At 51.6% G+C, this 18,427-nt stretch carries 14 protein-coding genes and 4 pseudogenes; 8 read left to right on the plus strand and 10 right to left on the minus strand.

Annotated features, from left to right (window positions below):
* Both EPY72_RS18705 and EPY72_RS18710 read left to right on the plus strand, forming a co-directional pair.
* Positions 1–94, plus strand: a pseudogene (locus EPY72_RS18705) (IS5/IS1182 family transposase); the annotation flags it as partial.
* Between the two features lie 102 nt (positions 95–196).
* A pseudogene (locus tag EPY72_RS18710) lies at positions 197–712 on the plus strand (IS1595 family transposase); the annotation flags it as partial.
* Positions 713–819: 107 nt separating this feature from the next.
* Here the strand turns inward: EPY72_RS18710 and EPY72_RS18715 are convergent.
* Positions 820–1,245 (minus strand): type II toxin-antitoxin system VapC family toxin, encoded by a 426-nt coding sequence (locus EPY72_RS18715; protein ID WP_135807402.1) that lies wholly within the window; start codon positions 1,243–1,245, stop codon positions 820–822.
* Between the two features lie 20 nt (positions 1,246–1,265).
* Positions 1,266–1,634, minus strand: a complete 369-nt coding sequence (locus EPY72_RS18720) for a helix-turn-helix domain-containing protein (RefSeq protein ID WP_135807403.1) — start codon at positions 1,632–1,634, stop codon at positions 1,266–1,268.
* A gap of 633 nt (positions 1,635–2,267) precedes the next feature.
* Between EPY72_RS18720 and EPY72_RS18725 the strand changes: the two genes are divergently transcribed.
* Positions 2,268–3,536, plus strand: coding sequence for an orc1/cdc6 family replication initiation protein (locus EPY72_RS18725; RefSeq protein ID WP_135807404.1), 1,269 nt, complete (start codon positions 2,268–2,270; stop codon positions 3,534–3,536).
* Between the two features lie 292 nt (positions 3,537–3,828).
* Here the strand turns inward: EPY72_RS18725 and EPY72_RS18730 are convergent, their stop codons facing one another.
* Both EPY72_RS18730 and EPY72_RS18735 read right to left on the minus strand, forming a co-directional pair.
* Positions 3,829–4,644 carry an IS5 family transposase gene (locus tag EPY72_RS18730; RefSeq protein WP_135807405.1) on the minus strand — a complete coding sequence of 272 codons (816 nt, stop codon included), beginning with the start codon at positions 4,642–4,644 and terminating at the stop codon, positions 3,829–3,831.
* A gap of 92 nt (positions 4,645–4,736) precedes the next feature.
* Positions 4,737–5,201 (minus strand): annotated as a pseudogene (locus EPY72_RS18735) (IS110 family transposase); the annotation flags it as partial.
* Between the two features lie 383 nt (positions 5,202–5,584).
* Between EPY72_RS18735 and EPY72_RS18740 the strand changes: the two are divergent.
* From EPY72_RS18740 to EPY72_RS18755, 4 genes are all read left to right on the plus strand, one after another.
* Positions 5,585–5,782 (plus strand): hypothetical protein, encoded by a 198-nt coding sequence (locus EPY72_RS18740; RefSeq protein WP_135807406.1) that lies wholly within the window; start codon positions 5,585–5,587, stop codon positions 5,780–5,782.
* Positions 5,783–6,757: 975 nt separating this feature from the next.
* Positions 6,758–7,750 carry an IS5-like element ISNpe17 family transposase gene (locus EPY72_RS18745; RefSeq protein ID WP_015298976.1) on the plus strand — a complete coding sequence of 331 codons (993 nt, stop codon included), beginning with the start codon at positions 6,758–6,760 and terminating at the stop codon, positions 7,748–7,750.
* A 140-nt stretch (positions 7,751–7,890) separates the two neighbouring features.
* Positions 7,891–9,198 carry a malate synthase AceB gene (gene aceB, locus EPY72_RS18750; RefSeq protein ID WP_135807407.1) on the plus strand — a complete coding sequence of 436 codons (1,308 nt, stop codon included), beginning with the start codon at positions 7,891–7,893 and terminating at the stop codon, positions 9,196–9,198.
* 205 nt (positions 9,199–9,403) lie between these two features.
* Positions 9,404–9,775 (plus strand): RidA family protein, encoded by a 372-nt coding sequence (locus EPY72_RS18755; RefSeq protein ID WP_135807408.1) that lies wholly within the window; start codon positions 9,404–9,406, stop codon positions 9,773–9,775.
* 123 nt (positions 9,776–9,898) lie between these two features.
* Here EPY72_RS18755 and EPY72_RS18760 read toward each other — a convergent pair whose 3' ends face one another.
* From EPY72_RS18760 to rdfA, 3 genes are all read right to left on the minus strand, one after another.
* Entirely contained in the window at positions 9,899–10,675 is a 777-nt protein-coding gene (locus tag EPY72_RS18760; protein ID WP_135807409.1) for an IclR family transcriptional regulator, read from the minus strand.
* Positions 10,676–11,020: 345 nt separating this feature from the next.
* Positions 11,021–12,979, minus strand: a complete 1,959-nt coding sequence (locus tag EPY72_RS18765) for an archaea-specific SMC-related protein (RefSeq protein WP_135807410.1) — start codon at positions 12,977–12,979, stop codon at positions 11,021–11,023.
* A 61-nt stretch (positions 12,980–13,040) separates the two neighbouring features.
* A complete protein-coding gene (gene rdfA / locus EPY72_RS18770; RefSeq protein ID WP_135807411.1) occupies positions 13,041–13,640 on the minus strand; it encodes a rod-determining factor RdfA in 600 nt (199 codons plus the stop codon).
* Between the two features lie 488 nt (positions 13,641–14,128).
* Here rdfA and tnpC point away from each other — a divergent pair, with 488 nt between their 5' ends.
* Positions 14,129–15,574 carry an IS66 family transposase gene (gene tnpC, locus EPY72_RS18775; protein WP_135807412.1) on the plus strand — a complete coding sequence of 482 codons (1,446 nt, stop codon included), beginning with the start codon at positions 14,129–14,131 and terminating at the stop codon, positions 15,572–15,574.
* 62 nt (positions 15,575–15,636) lie between these two features.
* On the opposite strand, the gene EPY72_RS18780 is transcribed toward tnpC, so the two are convergent.
* From EPY72_RS18780 to EPY72_RS18790, 3 genes and pseudogenes are all read right to left on the minus strand, one after another.
* Positions 15,637–16,770 carry a Rossmann-fold NAD(P)-binding domain-containing protein gene (locus tag EPY72_RS18780; RefSeq protein ID WP_135807413.1) on the minus strand — a complete coding sequence of 378 codons (1,134 nt, stop codon included), beginning with the start codon at positions 16,768–16,770 and terminating at the stop codon, positions 15,637–15,639.
* Positions 16,771–16,850: 80 nt separating this feature from the next.
* The gene (locus EPY72_RS18785; RefSeq protein ID WP_135807414.1) at positions 16,851–18,014 is read right to left on the minus strand and encodes an NAD(P)/FAD-dependent oxidoreductase; all 1,164 of its coding nucleotides are present in this window, start codon (positions 18,012–18,014) and stop codon (positions 16,851–16,853) included.
* A gap of 307 nt (positions 18,015–18,321) precedes the next feature.
* A pseudogene (locus tag EPY72_RS18790) lies at positions 18,322–18,427 on the minus strand (IS5/IS1182 family transposase); the annotation flags it as partial.

Consider the following 18,427-nt stretch of genomic DNA (forward strand, 5'->3'; position numbering starts at 1 on the left):
CTTCGCCGTGCGAGCGCGGTCATGGTTTCGTGAGTTCCGCGAGATCGCGCTGATGTGTGTCGTCTATAACATCAAACGCTTCGTCAAACAGTGAATCTCTCCGCCTTACAGCGATTCAACACAGCCGGTAAAAGTGGATTTTACTCTCGCCATCAGCATCGTCATCGTTTCTGCCATCCCGTATTTGGTGGTCTCGGTTTGCTCAGGCTACAAAGGCCACGAGCCGCCGCGTGACAGTCGTCACCGCAGCGGCTCATCCCGACCGGGCCGTACCCGCTGGAAAGGACGCCACGGCGATCAACTAACGCTCGTCGCGGCAAGCCGCGACGTGCTACGAGTTATTCGTGGCCAGCTTGGCATCCAGTACGAGACGGACTTAGAACCGGTAATGCTGGAGGCTGAAGACCTCTCCCAGCCGCTGGGAGAGGTCTGGACAGACGGGCTGCAAGCCTACCGTCAAATGGAGTTCGACCACAAAATCGTGGTTCACGATGAGACGTACGTTTCGCCCGAAGGCGCCCACATTAACCAGGTCGAGTGTCTGTTTTCGGTGGTCAAACCATGGTTGTGAAAGTTTCGCGGCCTGTCCAAGCGTGGCTTGGAACAGGCCGCTCACACTTTCGGCATCGTTCGCTCGTTCAACCTCGTCGGCGCATCCCTCGAAATCCTCGTCGACAGCCTCGCTATGGGGTCACTCCTCAGCTTTGAATAAGAGCGACATCGGTACCGTCAATACTGACTGAAGATGAGTTCCCCCAATTCTGTCCTCGTTGATCGGCCTACGAGTGAGACACTACTCGTTAGGTAGAAACTCGTCAGTCAGAGTCTCCCGACATCTTCGGGAACGAGTGTGAATCCGAGTGTTCGAAAGTCACTATCGAATGCAAAGATGTGGTTGATGTCGCGGCTTCCAGCGAGGACGCTACTGGTGTGGTCAACGAACGAGATCTGGTGGTCGTCGTACTGGGCGAACTCATCACAGGCTGCATTGAATGCAGGTTTATCCACGGGAAGGATGTTGAAGCTCTCAGACGCTCGGATGGTCTCAAGTGTCTCGACGGCTTCAGCGTGCCCGACCTTCCGCAGTATCAACGTCGTGAGTTCTGAGAGAACTGACCGACTCGTGTAGAGCGGACGGTATGGGAGGTCGCCAACGGCAATCGCATCGAATACGTCTCGAGCGCGGTCGTGGCGTTTGGCCTGCTCGTAGGCCCACGCGAAGAACGCGCCTGTATCGATGAACAACGGGGTTGCACCCTATACCATTACGATTCGACCTCGCCGTAGAGGATATCATCGATATCGTCCTCGCCGACGGGTTCGTCTTCGTCACCGGCGTGCGCCTCGGCATCCCAGAACGGGTCGTCTGGATTGATTTCGGCTGTGGTGTCTTCGGTGTCGGTGAGCCACCAGACGACGGCGTTCGCGCCGACGGTGCGGCGTTCGACTCGGCCTTGTTCGTGGAGCGTGATCAGTTTCTGGCGGGCGGCTTCAGAGCTACAGTCGAGGAGTTCGCCAAGTTCTTTCGCGGTGGCGACGGGGCTGTCGGTTTGGCGGATGGCTTCAAGGACGTCCTCAAGGGAGATTGTCCCCACATATTGGCCGTGGTCGTTCCGCTCGCGGTCCTGACTCATGACTACTCGTTCGTGGGCTACCTACCTAAACCTATTGCCACGGGGCAATAGGAGTAGGCAGATCAGCTATTTCCACGTACCAAAAGGACGAAAGCGACAGTTCCATCAAATGGAGAATCGAAATTCAAGCCTGACGATGCGAAAGGCGAACCCTGTTATCGATATATAAGCTGGGCTAGGCCGGTGTTTAATTCGTGACGGAACAGAGAGACCATCGCTTCCAGTGCTTTTCAGTAAAACTTCTCGGATGGGACTCTCAGTACCGAAATAACCTGTCTTAAAGTTACAATACGGACTAATTTAAACGCTATCCTAATAAATGCTAGTGTTATAGAGACCGTTTCTGAGCGAGTTCCAGTTGAAAGTCGTGAAGCACTGGAAACGACACTCTCTCACTGTCAGATATGGCCGCAACACAAGGGAAATAGTGTTTTATGCCTTCTACGTGGAATTCAGCCGATAGCCATACCACTCTGAACAAAAGCATTGGAAACTGTGGTGTGTAGTATAGCATTGGAAACTGTGGTGTTGGGGGAAGGGGAAACGACTTTATCAATTGCACTGGAAACGCCACTGTCTGAAGAGCACTGGAAACCACGCCCCAAACAGAACACTGGAAACACCACCCTATCGATGCACGAAATTAGCTTCCAACCTGACGACAGCCTCTACCGCGACCGCGACACCCTCTTCGAGGACTACACCCCCGAAACCATCGTCGGCCGCGACGACGAACTCGCACAGTACCACGAAGCACTACAACCCGCAATCAACGGCGAACAACCGAGCAACATCTTCCTCTACGGCAAAACCGGCGTCGGCAAAACCGCCAGTACTGACTACCTCCTCTCTCGCCTCGAAGAAGATGCCGAGAAATTCGACGTCGACCTCTCCGTCGTCTATCTCAACTGCGAAGGCTTGAACAAGAGCTATCAAGTCGCCATCCAACTCGTGAATCAGTTCCGCGACGAAGGCGACAAAATCAGCGAAACCGGCCACCCACGATACAAAATCTACGAATTCCTCTGGGACGAACTCGACACCGTCGGCGGCATCGTCCTGATAGTCCTTGACGAAGTCGATAACATTGGTGGCGACGACTCGATTCTCTATCAAATCCCGCGTGCGCGGAGTAACGATAACCTCCAAGATGCCAAGGTCGGTATCATCGGTATCAGCAACGACCTCGCGTTCCGCGACAACCTGTCCGCGAAAGTTCGGTCCTCACTCACGGAGAAATCCATCAGCTTCCCGCCCTACGACGCAAACGAACTCCGAGACGTACTTCGCCAGCGAGCAGACATCGCGTTCCACGACGGCGCGCTCGCTGACGAGGTGCTTCCACTCTGTGCGGCGTACGGAGCGCAGGACTCTGGCGACGCTCGGAAAGCTCTCGACTTGTTGCGCGAAGCTGGCGACATCGCACGAGCGGAAGGTGCGGAGCAAGTTGAGGAATTTCATGTGAAGCGTGCCCGCGAGAAGTTGGAACGCGAAGAACTGATGGACGGTATCGCCGATCTTGCGGAACATCAGCAACTCACGCTCTACGCGCTTGCGACGTTCGAGGGCGCTGGGGAAACCCCCGTCTCTTCGCAGACTATCTATGACCGCTATTCGGAACTCTGCCGCCACATCGGCAACGACCCTTTAACTTCGCGTCGCGTTCGGGATTTCCTCAAGGAGATGGCGGACCTCTCGCTTATTCAGTCGTCGGCTCAGAACGAGGGACTCTCGGGTGGAAAGTACAAGGACCATCGACTGCAATCTGACCTCGGGACGGTACTCGCCGCACTATCAGACTTACTGGAGTACGTCGGCGTTCACGAAAACATTCGAGACACGGTAGCGTCGTCAGACGAAATTATGATTTCGACGGAGTCCGACGCCTCAACGCTACTGTGAGTACGTAATTCTATCTCGTGAATAGTTTCGGAAGTTTGGTGTAGGCTTCGGAAGGTCCAGAACCGCTACTCCCCGTTAAAGCGTTCGGGAGTAGCCAAAATGCCTTGTTGAACGCAAGACAGCGTCGGGGTTGGGTCGATTGTTCGCAGTCTCACGCCGTCAGAAGATGCAATAGCTGTCACTCACGGCGGTTGCTGAAGGGTCAAAACTATGGTATCTTGCTCCGTTGGTTCGGTGACGACGGCGATGCCTCTCCCGGATACGTCCGGAGAAGGGGAGCAGCCGGCGAGCTCTAACTCGCCGCCTGCGTCAGGTTATGGATGATGCACTTCCGAGTCAGCTCCCGGAACTGGCCGTGCCAGCTCCGGGAGCGCAGCTTCTCGCCGTCGTCTTCCTTCAACTGCGAGAAGCCTGTCTCACTCATCCAGCGCTGGTTGTAGTCCTCGCTCATCCGGGCGTTGTGAGCCTTCTGCAACGGTGTCTGCTCCCTGTGCTTGATCAACGGTCGCGTTGAGTTGGAGCGACACTCCTCTCGGAGGTCGCTCCACGAGTAGTTCGCGTCAGCAGACAGTACACGCAGGTCTTCCGCGTTCCGACGGAAGACCTGCATCCCAATGTGGCCGTCCCACGCCTTCTGCGTCGTGTAGTGAACGTCCTTGATCGCTAAGGAGTTCACGTCGATCAAGATCGTCGTCTTCATCGACTGGAACGAGTAATTCGCGCGGTCGCGGTAGTGGTAGCTAGTTTGATCACGCTGGAAGCCACTCGCATCAATCGCGGCTTCACCACTCCAGCCCGCCTGCTCCGCCGAAGCACGGAGCAGGCGGCGGAGTTCACGCATCCGATACTCTTGTTCCCACCGGCACAACGAGCTGTAGTTCGGTGCCTCGTCAAGGTCGAATACAGCAAGAACACCTGGCATCTCGTTGAGGTAGTCTTCAGTTTCACGGAGGCTCTTCTCCAGTTCGACGGGGAACAGAATTAACGCGATCTGTGTCCACTTGGCGTACCCGTCCGCGCCGTCCGGCGCGGCGGGTACGTTCGGATCGTCAACGTGCTGTTTGGCAAGGTCTCGACACATTCGCGCTAGCCGTCTGAGCGATGCCATATCGCCAGATGGCGTCCATTTCCCGGTTAATCTGACGGAAGATAACCGTGAGAGCGTCTGAAACTGTCGTCATTCGGCGGCAAAACAAGGCATTCCACATTCAACGGTTTCACGTCCTCTGTGATCCCCTGATCAGAGAGAAGACCGTGGATCTTGTTGGCGTACTTGGATTGGTCCTCAAATACCGTTTGTCGCCCGCGCACGAGTGCGCGGGCTTCCCTGATCTCGTCGGTCGGGACGTAGCTTTTTGGGACTGAGTTTAACTGCACCATCCGCGCGAGTTCTTTGACGTCAACGCGATCAGTTTTCTTGTCGGTGTCGGCGATCTGGGTCAGCTCTTGCGGGTGTGCGATAGTCACATCCAAATGTTCAGACAGCGTATCGTGGATGTGGTAGTAATTGCTGGTTGCTTCGAGTGCAACTTGTGCGCCAGCGTACCGCTGGGCGAGGTCGTCGAGGTTCGCGTGCTCGACGCGAACCTCTTTGACGATCTCACTGGCCTTATCCATTACTACCACCTGTGCGTACCGTTTGTGTACATCGATTCCGAGGTACATGGTTTATTCACCCGGGACGCCAGTGCGTGAAGCAGAGATGCACCTATTTGGGCTTTCCTGGATGCCGCGCCGCGCGGCACCCGGGCTGTAGCGCCCATGACTCGGCTTCTTTCGCACACGGACCAGTCAACACTATGTGCTTGGTGGCACGAGCCACTCGTCGGTCTCTTGCGCCCCATGCTTGGTTTGCACTCTCATGGAGTAGCAGCGTTTCCATTGAGTCAACACCGTCGTGTCGGCGGCGAATCGCCGCCGACAGCGACTTCATCGGCCAAAACGCACCGGCTCTATTGCTCGGATGCCCGTTCCGTAGCGGTTACGCAGACTTAGCGGCTGCTGAACGCTATCGGGACTTTGCCAATGTGATCGACTGGAGATTCCTGATGGAGTCGCTCACTCATCCGTTCGACTTTATCCTTGAAGTGGGCGGCTTGGAGTTCATCGCGGATGGAAATCGTTTCACATCCGTCGGTGCCGTAGATGGCGACACTGTGGAGGTAGTCACCAGCGTGGTTTTTTCAGGAACGCGAGAAGAGGCTGTTGCTTGCTCCCAGCCATATATGAATGCTATACAAAAATAAAAAATCATAAAATATTCTCTGTTCTGTCAGAGTCGTTCTGAGATGTAGCTAGGTAGAGGTACATTAGCTGTCAGCCTATTTCAAGTGAAGCATGTTCGAAGAGTAGTCTGAGAAACCTCCATGGTCTCATCTAGTGAGTTAGTGTTCAAGAACGGAGAAGAATATCTCCGTTCTTTCCTCGAAACGACTACCATGTGTACCAGGCAAGGGTAGTTGGGTACTGTTCAAGGCCCTGACAGACACTTGAACACTACCCAGCTACTATCCAAAATGGATGGCTACTCAATAATAATTCTTAGCATAGAAGCAACTTACTGTAGAAGAACAGGCTAGCACTGGTAGAGTGGCAAACTATCGGATCTCCCAGTACGAGAACGACGGGCTTGATTGCTGGGGGAGACGATTCTGGTAGCGTGTGCAGTAGTGTTCGACTGGTCTCTGTCTGCGTACTGAGACTGTATTGGAGACCTGGCCGCTCAGACCGACTGGAAGACATCTTAACACCGGAGAACGTAGAATCGAAACGGGGTAGACGACCATGTTTACGGTCTACGATTATTCTGTGGGGTTGACTGCTAAATCCGCGTCGACGATCTGGGTTGAGCCGAATCAACAATGCGGCTCCTGTAATTTGTTGTCCAGCGGTTGAGCAGGAGTTGCCGGAGGAGAAACATTCAATGAGTCACGGTAACATGTGTCGGTTGGTGGGCTGATGCCACTGTCACTCGGAGTCAGCTTGTCATCCCTGGGCTGGGCATCCCAGAATACTGCCCTCCCAAACTGGCCGTCACTCTGACACTCCCGAACTTCAATCGCCGAGTACCAATCCACCAAGTCCCGTACCGCCGGCACGACCTCCTTGGCAGAATCAGTCAGTTACGGACCCACCGTGCAAGTACTTGACCATGGTTGTTTCTGTAGAGGATGTCATAGAACAGTTCTCATACCAGAGAGCAGGGTGAACGCTGAGGTGGTATGAGCCCAGCGACCCTGCAAGAGAATCCTACGGTAGAGACGTTCTTCAATGTCGTGGAAACTGAGACACTAGCGCTGTTTGAGCATCTCTCCTTCGAGTTTCTCGAAGAGTTCGACGTGTTCGCCCCGGCGCAGACGGGGCGAACACGAGTTCACAAACCACCCGAAATGATGCGTGGGTTTCTGCACTGCTACTACAAGGATATCTACGGCATTCGTCCGGTTGCACGAGAACTGAACAACACAGTCGTCTGGCTCAGCTGTGGCTTCGATCGACCGCCGTCCAGAGACGCGGTCGATCGCTTTCTCACCGATCTCGAACACGTCATCGACAAGATTTTCGACCACCTCGTCGAGCAGGCCGCCTTGCGCGGCCTGCTCGACTTGACCTACTCGATTGATTCGACAGACGTGAGAACGATGCCTGCCGATCCTGACGCATCGAAATGCTACGATCCAACGGCTGAAGAGTACTACTACGGCTACGGCTGCACGATCGTTTCGACCGGCTCGAAGATCCCGATTGCAGCGGAGTTCACCGAGAGCAAACAAGCACCAGAGGAGACGGCGATGCGCGTCACCCGTGACGCGCTCGCCGTCGCTAAACCGATATGGATGCTTGGTGACAGCGCCTACGATACACTTGACTGGCACGACCACCTGCTGGCCGCAGGGGTCGTGCCAGTCGCCCCCTACAACCCACGGAACACTGATGACCCGAAGGACATCGAGTACAGGGTCGAAGACCGCATCGAACAACACAGCGAGGACGTTCAGCTGAAGCAATCGACGCTAAACGAGACGTACAACCGCCGAACAGGCGTCGAACGAACCAACGAATCAGTCAAGGGCTGCGGCCTCGGGCGAACGCACGCCCGAGGCCGCGTCCACGCACGAGCACAGGTGTTCCTCGCGCTGTGCCTTCGCCTCGTTATTGCAATCACCAACTATGAACGCGGAGACAATCCGGGAAGCACGATCATCACGGTGTGACAAGAGTTCTATGACACCCTCTCTGTAGCCTAAATAGTGAGACTGGAGTGGTATAACGTGTCTTGTACTCATTCTGTGGCAATACTCGCTGAAGGACGTATACTTAATACTTATCCGGGAATTTGTGATATCGAGATAGTATGAATACTAATAGATGCTACGAGCGTGAATTCGTCCGAACGTTCTTCACCTCACCGACAGCGGTAGAAGGCGAAGAAGACTCCGCAAAAATGATACGGAGTGCAGCCCAGCTCCGTGGAATGCAAGCTCCAGATGTCTGGGTTCCAGACAACGAGGACGCAACCGCGCCGTCAATGCGTGATGAGGGAGTCAAGAACATCATCGAAATTGTATCCGAGCATGGTGCTGATTTCCCTGGTGAGATTCATCCTCGTCTTGTTTGGCATCGTGAAAATCCAACGATTCGGTACCAAGGGTTCCAGCACATGCTGGAAGTTGCTGACCCAGACAACAACGCCATAGAGTACATTGATGGCTTTGTGATTCCAGAAGTCGGCGATATCGATGACTGGAAGAAGGCTGATGAGTTTTTCACTATCGTTGAGAACAAGTATGGGCTACCAGAAGGAAGCTTTTCGATGTCTGTCATTATCGAAAGCGGCGAGGCTGAGCTTGCCATGGCGGATCTCCGCGAGGAAATTGGAAAGCCTTCCAATAATCTCGAGCGTCTGTTTTTGCTCGTTGATGGTGAGGTCGATTACACCAAAGATATGCGAGCTATGACACCTACCGGTGAATTACCGTCATGGCCCGAGTTACGGCATAACACCTCCCGTGGTGCTAGTGCTGCTGGTCTGATTGCGGTTGACGGTCCGTATGACGATATCCGTGATATCGAAGGATACCATGAGAGGATGACTGAAAACCGGGCAAAGGGCATGAATGGGATCTGGTCACTAACGCCCAAACAGGTCGTTGAGGCAAACAAGGCGCCGCTACCGCCGAAGGCCGGCAGTTGGATCCTTGAGCTGGATGACCGTGAGATTGAACTGGAAGAAGACGCTGGACGGCAAATATATTCTGGTACCGAACTAAGAATCGAAGAGACGGCCGACGAGCAGTACACACTATCTGTCCGCGGTAATGAATACGAACTAGACAGAGACGGCTTACGTAAAGAACTCTTAGACATGTTGGTATATGTTCCTAGCATGGATGATATTGTCGATTCTATGGAGGAGTTTGAAGCGGCCAAGGAGTCCGGAAAGGGTGCAATTGCAATCACACAGTCGACAACAGTAGTCGTTGACGGTGTCGAAATTGATGTGAAGAAAGACAGAATGTGGGATGAAGCGACGTACCAAGCTGCGCAAACGCCGGTTTCCCTCTTCAAAGACGTGTATAAGAATCGGCCTGACCAGCACGAAGAACTAGAGAAAATGTACGGCGAGGATATCGTTCAACGAGCGATAAACGTCGGTAGTTAATACTGAATTCCCCCCTTTCTCAATGTCAGTCTCAAGCACCAGCCGAGGCATCAATATATAAATAGCTGAATAATAAATACGGTAGAAAACTAGCAATCCAGCATACCGGTTATGGGAAAATCCGCTTCTAATATCGATATTGCAACAATATATAAAAGTAAATAAGATAGGTATCTTTATTGTGTTGGTCCACAATTCCTTTGACATGGAAGTTGTCAAACCAAACAACGTCTATGATAGTAGCGCACCGAACTCCAGGGCTGTCGTACAGGATGATACCGTGTATGTCTCAGGCGTCGTCGGAATCGATCCTGAGACGGGAGAATATGGTGATACGATGGCTGAGCAAACACGAAACGCATTTGAGAATATCAGTGCTACGCTTGAAGAAGCCGAATCATCGCTTGATCAAGTCTTACGGTTCCTTGTGTTCATAACTGATGGAGAGAAGAAACCAGAGATGGATGAAGTGTTTGAAGAGTATCTCGACGAACCATATCCGACTCGTGCCGCAGTCATTAGCGACCTCGGTGGCGATGAAGCAATGGTCGAAATTGTCGTAACAGCATATCGATAACGCCAATTCGTAATTAACCTTCTACTTCGACTTTATCGGCGAATACTATCGATACAAGATGCGACGATGCATCCGGAACCAGGCGAAACTAGATATCTTACGCTATTATGCCGACTCGACATTTCACATTGTCTCACACGTTACCTCGATAATATTCGAACTCTGAGATATAATAGTAGGATACTCATCATAGAACTTCTCATCTGTTATACGGCTAATTGGTCCCGAAATGCTAATGGCACCTAAGACATTTCCACCACCATCCACAATTGGAGCTCCAACAGCACGGGTACCACGAACCTCTTCTTCATCATTGAGTGCAATTCCATCGCGATTGCGGATTTTCTCGATATCTTCGAACAGTTCTTCCTTACTTGTGATCGTATTATCTGTCGCAGCGGGGAGTCCATGTTCCTGAATTATGTGCTCTATGTGAGTATCATCTAGTTGTGCAAGGATTGCCTTTCCTGTTGAACTCCAGTGAAGGTGGTCCGTGTCCCGAAGAAGGGTATTATGATATTCGTCTGCAATTCCCTTTTCACCTATCCGTTTGTATAGGTAAATCCCCTTACCGAACTCTTCGACCATGAGATTCACGGACTCCTCGGTAGTTTCAACTAATCGGTCGACCTCTTCTTTCGCAGCATTATATATCTCCGAACGATATTTGACTTCTTCACCAAAATTGTGAAAGCGATGGCTTATCTTGTATTGACCGTTGGTCTTTCTGACGAACCGTTCCTTTCGGAGTGTTGCCAAATGATTGTATACAGCACCCTTTGAAAGTTCGAGGACTTTTGAGAGTTCTGTTACTGTTGCTCCATCTACTTCTTTTAAAGCATTCAAAACGGAGCATGTTATATCAACTGTTTTTAGAGTCCGAGGTTCTGTATCATCCATCACGGATTGGGCTAAGAGCACAGTCCATAATAAATATTTGCATACCACAAATCTTTCCTAATGTCGACGAGGTTCTATAAAAATAATATTGGCGGATGTTTGCACTTCACAAATCTCGTCACGACATATATTAATATAGTTAATTTTATATCCAAATAGTACTGATTGATGTATTAGAAATTTTAATACTTATCCTGTGTTTTGATCCAGTTCCATAGTGCCATGATGTGTGTTACAAACATAAGATTGTAACATCCGGTTCACGAGACACAAACACGGAATTTTCAATACGCGATGAGCAATCGCTTAATCTCGATAGGGAAAAACGACAAGAATGGCCGTTTTCTATATTTGTGTTATAGTGCTGTGCTCGATATTGATTACATCTGCATCCTCTGGAAGGAGTGCAACAATTAGGAATCTGGAATAGTCTGCAAAGTATTCAATCAGTCTGGCAATACGATCGGAATCTATCGCTTCTAATGAGTCGAGTACCATTACAGGTACTGATTCGTACAAATCGTGGACGAGATATCCCGCTAAAGCAAATACCAGCCCTAGGACCTCCCGCTCGCTCTCACTAAGGGTCTCGACGGTTCCTTCGTATGTCTGCCCGGAATTGGATTCACGAACAACATGGAGCTCGAAATGATTTTCTGTAACTTTACGCCGCCCCTGTCGGGCTTCACGTTCTACCCTTTCAATCCAGATGCGGGCAATGTTATTGTACTCAAGTATTCCAAGGACGTCTTCCATATGCGCGTTAAATTCCTCTACTGCAGTTTCCTCAATTCGATTAATACGGTTACGCAGTTCCTCAAGTTGGCTAGTAATCTGCTCTCGTTGTTCTTCATATTCATCCCGGTCTGCGATAAGCTCCTCAATATCTGCGATCTCGCGTTCAACAGACGCAAGTTCGTCTTCTTTCTGCTCAATTTCCAGCTCTACGGTTGTCACCTGTTTGTGTAAGTCGAGGATTTTGCTGTAGCTCGACGTCTGGGTCTGCTCAATAGTCTTGTCAAGTGCTTCGATTTCTTCCTTAATCTCTGTTTTACTCTCTTCGAAATCTTCGATCTCGCTTTGTTTTTGGTCAAGGTCATCCTCGATTTCAGAGAGACGCTTGTTTATAGCTTCTAGCTTGCGCTGAGAGCGCTCAAGTTCAGAAATTCGCTCTTTTTTCTCTTCGATATTTCCTTGCAATGATTTCCGGGCACTAAGCTTGTTCTGCCGAAATCCCTGTAGCCGTTCGAGAGTACTTTCAATATCATCGCGAGGTACCTGGGATCCACAGGTCCAACAAACGACTGACTCGTCATTCTCCAAGAGTTGATCGGTGAGTTCGCTATCTGTCTCTTCTTTATCGTCCTCCCGAAGAACCTCTGCGATTTGACTATCCGTCCCATCTAGCATGTCTTGATTAAATTGTATCACCTTCTGCAATTCACTCACCTGGTTATTTATCTGCCGTTTCTCTTCACGTAAACCATCGAGTTCGTTCCGGAGTGCAGCGATATCTCCGTCTGAATCGACAAGGAGATTATCCCGTGCTTCCATTTTTTCTTCCCGCTCGTTGCGAAGCGACTCGACGGTCTCCTCGGCCGTCTCAATCTGGAATCGGATATTATCGAGCTGGGAACGGAGCTCTTTCAATTTCTCCATCTTCTCTTCGACCTCTGCTTTCTCTTCGCGCCCAGTCTTGAGATCCGTATCCGCATTTTGGATTTCCGCTTGTAAGTCTTCAAGCTGTTCAGTTTGCTCCTCAATCTCTGCCTCCAATCGATTCTTCCGTTGCTCAAGATTAACGAGTTTCCGTTCTCTCTCGTCGATGAACTCTAACTGCTCATCGATTTCCTGCTTATCATCCTGAAGCTGTTCGATTTTAGCATTGATCTCTTCAGTATCAATCGGTCGAATAATGAGGTCGCGAAGGTTCTCGCCCTGTGTAACCGCCCGCCGGGCTTCATTATCTTCGAGTAAGAAGGCAAAGAGATCTGCAATCTCAGGGTCATCGAGAAACCCTTCACCTGTAGATTCAATAACGCCGTTTCGACGGTTGAATTCTCGTTCTACAACAGTATCGCCTACTGTAAGCTGTACGCGGCCATGGTCAGCATCGCCTTTAAGGCTAAAGCGATCACTACCCATTGCAGTCATTACTGCTTGGAGGAACGAAGTGCGATTCGTAGCATTTTCGCCCTTTAGTACCGTGACTCCATCGGAGATTTTAACGCTCGTCTGATCGATTCCACCGATTTTCTCTGCTTCCAATCGGAATGATTCGGAAAGAGTCTTTGCGGAGTTCATGTCTCAACTATTCTAAGCGCTTGTAAATAGTACTTTTTGTTCTCGTTGCAGACCGTCCAGTTCAACTATCCCGGCATTCGCAGCCCTGATTAATCGCGGTTTCAAAGTCCATTGAATGACCACACTCATTACAGAGCACTTGGATATCTACTAATACGTCTGCATCTGCTATCTCCATGATTCCTGCAGAAGTGAGTGTTTTTATTGTTGATTCAGTCACGATCTCCGTTCGTTGTTGTAGCGCGTACACGGTATCTCGTGCCTTCTCACGCCGCTTTTCTGGCGCGGGGTCATCGGTCTTGGATACGCTCAGACAATTCTTTAGATGCCGGTAAACTGTCTGGTGGGAGACTAGATTCGACGATAATTCCTCCACATCGACCCCGCTATGCTCCAATTGGCGTCGAAACTCGATTTCTTTGGCCTCTTCTAATTCATCTGTGTGAAGAGCTTTATAAACTGCCGATTGTTCTTGCCCAATTTGGCTGATATTAGTATTCTTTAACTCTGACTGGATAATTGCCTTGTTCAGCTCTTCGGTAAGTACGCGAATGCTCGTTCCATCTTGCCACCTTTCAGCTAGTCCCGCATATTCGTCTAAAACACTATGCATCTCACTCACTTGTCCGACCTTGCATTTACAATCCGGTTGTTGGCTCATCGTCGCTTCTCACGTATTGTTACAACCATAGGCTTGTAACTCTTTGGCTTTCTGTTCCCGATATCCTTTGGAAGCCACGATCTTTCCTGTTTGTTTTTCGCAAATGGAGGCTTCCCAAGAAGTGTCTTTATCGCAAACGGAATTTCTTATAATTATAAGATTATAATAAATAAACAAGGTAGGCGATCATGAAAAATACATTAATAGGCCATTTAAAGCCCGTCTTTGGGGTTCGGTCTTCCTCACATAATCTATCGTGTAATAACCGTTGAAAGGTGGATAACTGTGTTTGTGTTTAGCAAACGCACTTCTGTCTAATTTGCTAGTACGTGTTTAGCCCCGTCTGATTTCGTCACTGTCTCGTAGGTGGTGGCCTGTGACAGACACATGGTCTGTCAGCAGAGAGTCAGTCTACATCCTCAGGGATGGTCTCCGAGCAGCGGAGACCATCCCGTCGGCCCTGCTGTCGTCGTTTCGAGGTGGAATCGATGAGCTGGGACGATCTCTCCAAGGACGAACTCCTCTCGCGGTTTCTCCAGATGGAGGAGCGAATCGACGAGCTGGAAGGGAAGATCGCCCAGAAGGACGAGCGGATCGAGGAACAGAACGAACGGATCGAAGAGCAGCAAGAGCGGATCGAAGAACTCGAAACACGTCTCCGGAAGTACGAGAATCCACACACTCCACCCAGTAAGCGACGGTCGGGAACCGGGTCCCCGACCTCGCAGGACGACGATGTCCGAACTGATGGTGGTACTCCCGGTCGAAAGGACGGTCACAACCCGGAGTGGCGCTCTCCGCTCGATCCTGCTGAAGAAATCGAGGTCACCTGTGACTGTTGTCCCGAGTGTGGCGACCACTTCGACGAGTCAGTGGGCGTCAACCCCCGACTCGTCGAGGAAGTCCCGGATCCACAGCCACCAGAAGTCACCCAGTACAACCGCCATTGCTACCAATGCGACTCCTGTGGAACAGAGACGGTTGCGACCCACCCCGAACTGCCCCTCATCGGGGCAGTCGGGGTGAACGTCATCGCGCAATCTGCCCTGTCACGGTACGATCACCGTCTTCCTTACCGGAAAATCGCGGACCGCTTCGAGCAACTGCACGGACTCGAACTCTCAGGTGCATCCGCGTGGCACGCGACCGAGCGCGCCGCGCGCGCCGGTCGCTGTGAGTACGAGCAGATCCGTCGAGAGATTCAGAAGGCTGAGATCGTCCACGTTGACGAAACCGGCATCAAGCGTGACGGTGACCAAGCGTGGATCTGGACGTTTCGGACGGACGAGCATACGCTGTACGCGGTTAGAGAGAGTCGTGGGAGTGATATTCCCGCGGAAGTCCTCGGCGAGGACTTCGCGGGAACGGTCATCTGTGATGGGTGGACGGCGTATCCAGCGTTCAGCAGTACGCTTCAGCGGTGTTGGGCACATCTTCTCCGGGAAGCTGAAGACGTTGCTAGTGACCACGAGGAGGCAGAACGGGTGTACCAGTATCTCAAGCAGATATTCGTCGGTCTCCAGTCGTGGCTGGAGACCGACCCGAGTCCTCGTGAGCGAGCACAGATGCATCGAGCGTGTCAGGACAGCCTCAGATCGCTCGTTGAGCGGTCAGTGAGCGACGAACCAGTAGCAACAGTCCTCGGGAAGATCGAAGGTGGACTTGACCACTGGCTCACCTTCGTCGGTGAGCCAGCGGTCTCCCCGACGAACAACGCCGCAAAAAACGCACTTCGTGAACCTGTGGTTCTCCGGAAAATCATCGGGACACTCCGGAACGACCGTGGCATGTTCGTTCACGAGACGATCTTGTCCCTGCTGGCGACGTGGCGCCAGCAGGGACGCAACCCATACGAGGAACTCACGCGGGTTGTCCACGACAACGAAATGATCTCACGCGAGCAGACTGTGCCGGTTGTTGAGACCTCGGGGTAAACACGTACATTTGCTATAATCGGTATTATCTACGGTAGGGGGTTACATCTCTGACCCCCAAATCACGCCCAGTATGGTTCTTCAAAGAGTGTCAGCTCTTGTCCAGCCCCACTCTCAAGAGCACGCTCGTACACGGTAGCAGCCCATGCAACATCTTCGATGGGGAGACCATAAGCCAAGAGAAGTGACCGACCAGACGATGGGGACGTACTGTTTTCAGCAATGAGCGAGGACAATTCCGTGAAGTCCTCAAACGACCATCGACCCTCATTAATTGTTCTCTCAATATCTTCCGTTATTTGCCAATCGGTGTACTCCACGAACTCCGCGATGTTGCTGCGATCGTCAACATACACACCATCGTCAGCTATAGCTGAGAGTGGCAAATCAATATTCCCAAGGGGAATTATAGTCGCCTCAGAGTCGAGCCATTCAGCCTCTAAGATTGGAGGACTAGACCCTGCTGCAGCAACGACAACGACATCTGCGTCGGAAACAGCAGCCTTGGCGGTTTCCGTATTCTGCACCGTAACGTCTAATTCGTTCGTTAATTCCTCGGCAAACTGCGCGCTTTTCTCGAGGTCGAGATCGTATACCTCGATTGACTCAAGATTGTCGAGGGCCGCATCTAATGCCATTGTGGCCGTCCGTCCAATCACACCAGTACCAATAACGGCCGCCGTTTTGGCGTCATTACCTGCAATCTGGTGGGCTCCAACGCCGGCTACTGCCCCAGTTCGCATCGCACTTACTAGTGTCCCATCAAGAAGTGCGACTGGTTTTCCTGTGTCGGGGTCGTTCAGGGTGATTACGTGCATAGACCGTGGAAGTCCATGTTCTTTCGGATTGTTTATGTTTGACCCGTACCATTTGATTCCGACTTTGTACACATCGCCGCCGACGTATGCAGGCATTGCTGCGAACCGCCGATCGGGTCCTGCAGATGGCATCTGGGGGTCCGAAGAGTTTTCGGGCCACCTCAAGATTTGACCGTGAGTCAGGCTGCCGTCACCGCCCATTAGTGTTCGGCCATGCGCGTGCAACTCGAACGTATCTGCAATTGTCTCAACACATGCGTTCATGTCGGTTACTCCACACTCGATCGCGGTCTCCTGGCTGAGGAAGCGAAGCGTTATACTCCTGCTATCCGGCATACCATACTTCCTCGTTTGTAGCGACTTTAATCTTCCTTCCATTTTGCCGGCTAGGTACGGCCGAGTGCAGAGCTATTGACGTGATGATGGCACGTCCCGAATTCAGATCCAGAGGAGATGGCTCAGGATCGACTCCCGTCACTGTACCCTCCTGTGAACAGATTATCTTCTTCAAATCGCTGCAGGTGATAGGCCGAAAGCTCGTTAGATGGTGTCTCTCCAAGGATGTCCTCAGCGATCGATTCGGCGAAACCTGGTGCCTCCTTGAATCCGTGGCCACTCCCGCCAGCCGCTACGTAGAAGTTTTTCATAGTCTTCGGAATGCCAATGATTTGATGCCAATCCGGTGGAGCAGTAATGAATTCGCTCCATGGTTCGACCACACCTGCGTCGGCAAACCTCGGCAATCGATGTTCAATCATCGCACCAAGCTGCTCAAAATCGGTATTTGTGACGCCTTCCAAATCAGTTCGGTCAGCCAATGGCTCATGCCCCCCTTCCCGCTCCATTCCACCTGCGATGAAATCACCAGTTCCCTCGGGTTTGGCGTACAATCCCTGGCCGATATCGGACACGGTTGGATACTCGGGCGAATACGATTTGGACGCGGATAGAGCAGCAACCTTCGCCTCATACCGCTTCAATGGAAGGTCGATATCGACCATGTTCGCCACGTTGGCCGCCCATGGACCAGCAGCATTGACGACAAAGTCGACGGAGTGGGAATCCTCAGCGGTTTGTATCGTGGTTACTTCACCGTCCTCGACTTCTAGGTCCACTACCGGTGTGTTGGTGTTGATTGTCGCCCCAAGTTCCTCTGCCTTGCGGGCAAATCCCGTTGCAACGAGATACGGATCAGCGAAGCCTGCATCGTGCTCAAGTGCTGCAACAGCAATATCGTCACCTCGTAATCCTGGGACGTATTCGTCGAGATCAGAGGGGGCAATTAGCTCTACATCTACGCCGACCGTTTGTTGTAGCGAGATATTGTGACGGAACTGCGCTTCGTCTTCTTCACCTGCTATAATGAGGTATCCATTTTGGTGGAATCCGCCGTCCGTCCCGAGGCGGTCCGGCAATTCTGCTAGTATTTCGCTACCTCGCTTTGCGAACCGTATTTGAATCTCATGTGAGTAATGATGCCGGACGATTCCGGCTGATTTCCCAGTTGATGCACTTCCAATTGAGTCCTTCTCGAACAGAACTACCTCTGGGTCACCGATTTCTTTTAGGAAATACGCAATCGCTGTTCCGTAAACTCCGCCACCGACTATGCCAATACGCATGTATCATTTACCTTGGGCCTTATTAATAAGCATTGTGTCCCGGTAACATCTCTCGCTATCAAGTGGCTTGTCGGAGGCGGGAGTGCGAGCCACTACCAATGTACTGCTTCAAGGAGGTTTCTTCTGCGATTACACCCTCTTTAGCAATGTGCGGGTCAGCGAAATCGTAAGCCTTCTCGAACTATGCTCCATACATGGCACTATCCTATCGCTGCTGCATTAATCTCTGAGGTTCACCCACCTGTTCGGTACTGAGTACAGAAGGCCAGAGAAATACCCTATCGTTGAGGGTGTCATAGAACTCTTGTCACACCCTGATGATCGTACTTCCCGGATTGTCTCCACGTTCGTAGTTGGTGATAGCGACGACGAGGCGAAGGCACAGGGCAAGAAACACCTGCGCTCGTGCGTGG

Source organism: Halorussus marinus, assembly GCF_004765795.1.
In the GTDB taxonomy this organism is placed as follows: Archaea; Halobacteriota; Halobacteria; order Halobacteriales; family Haladaptataceae; genus Halorussus; species Halorussus marinus.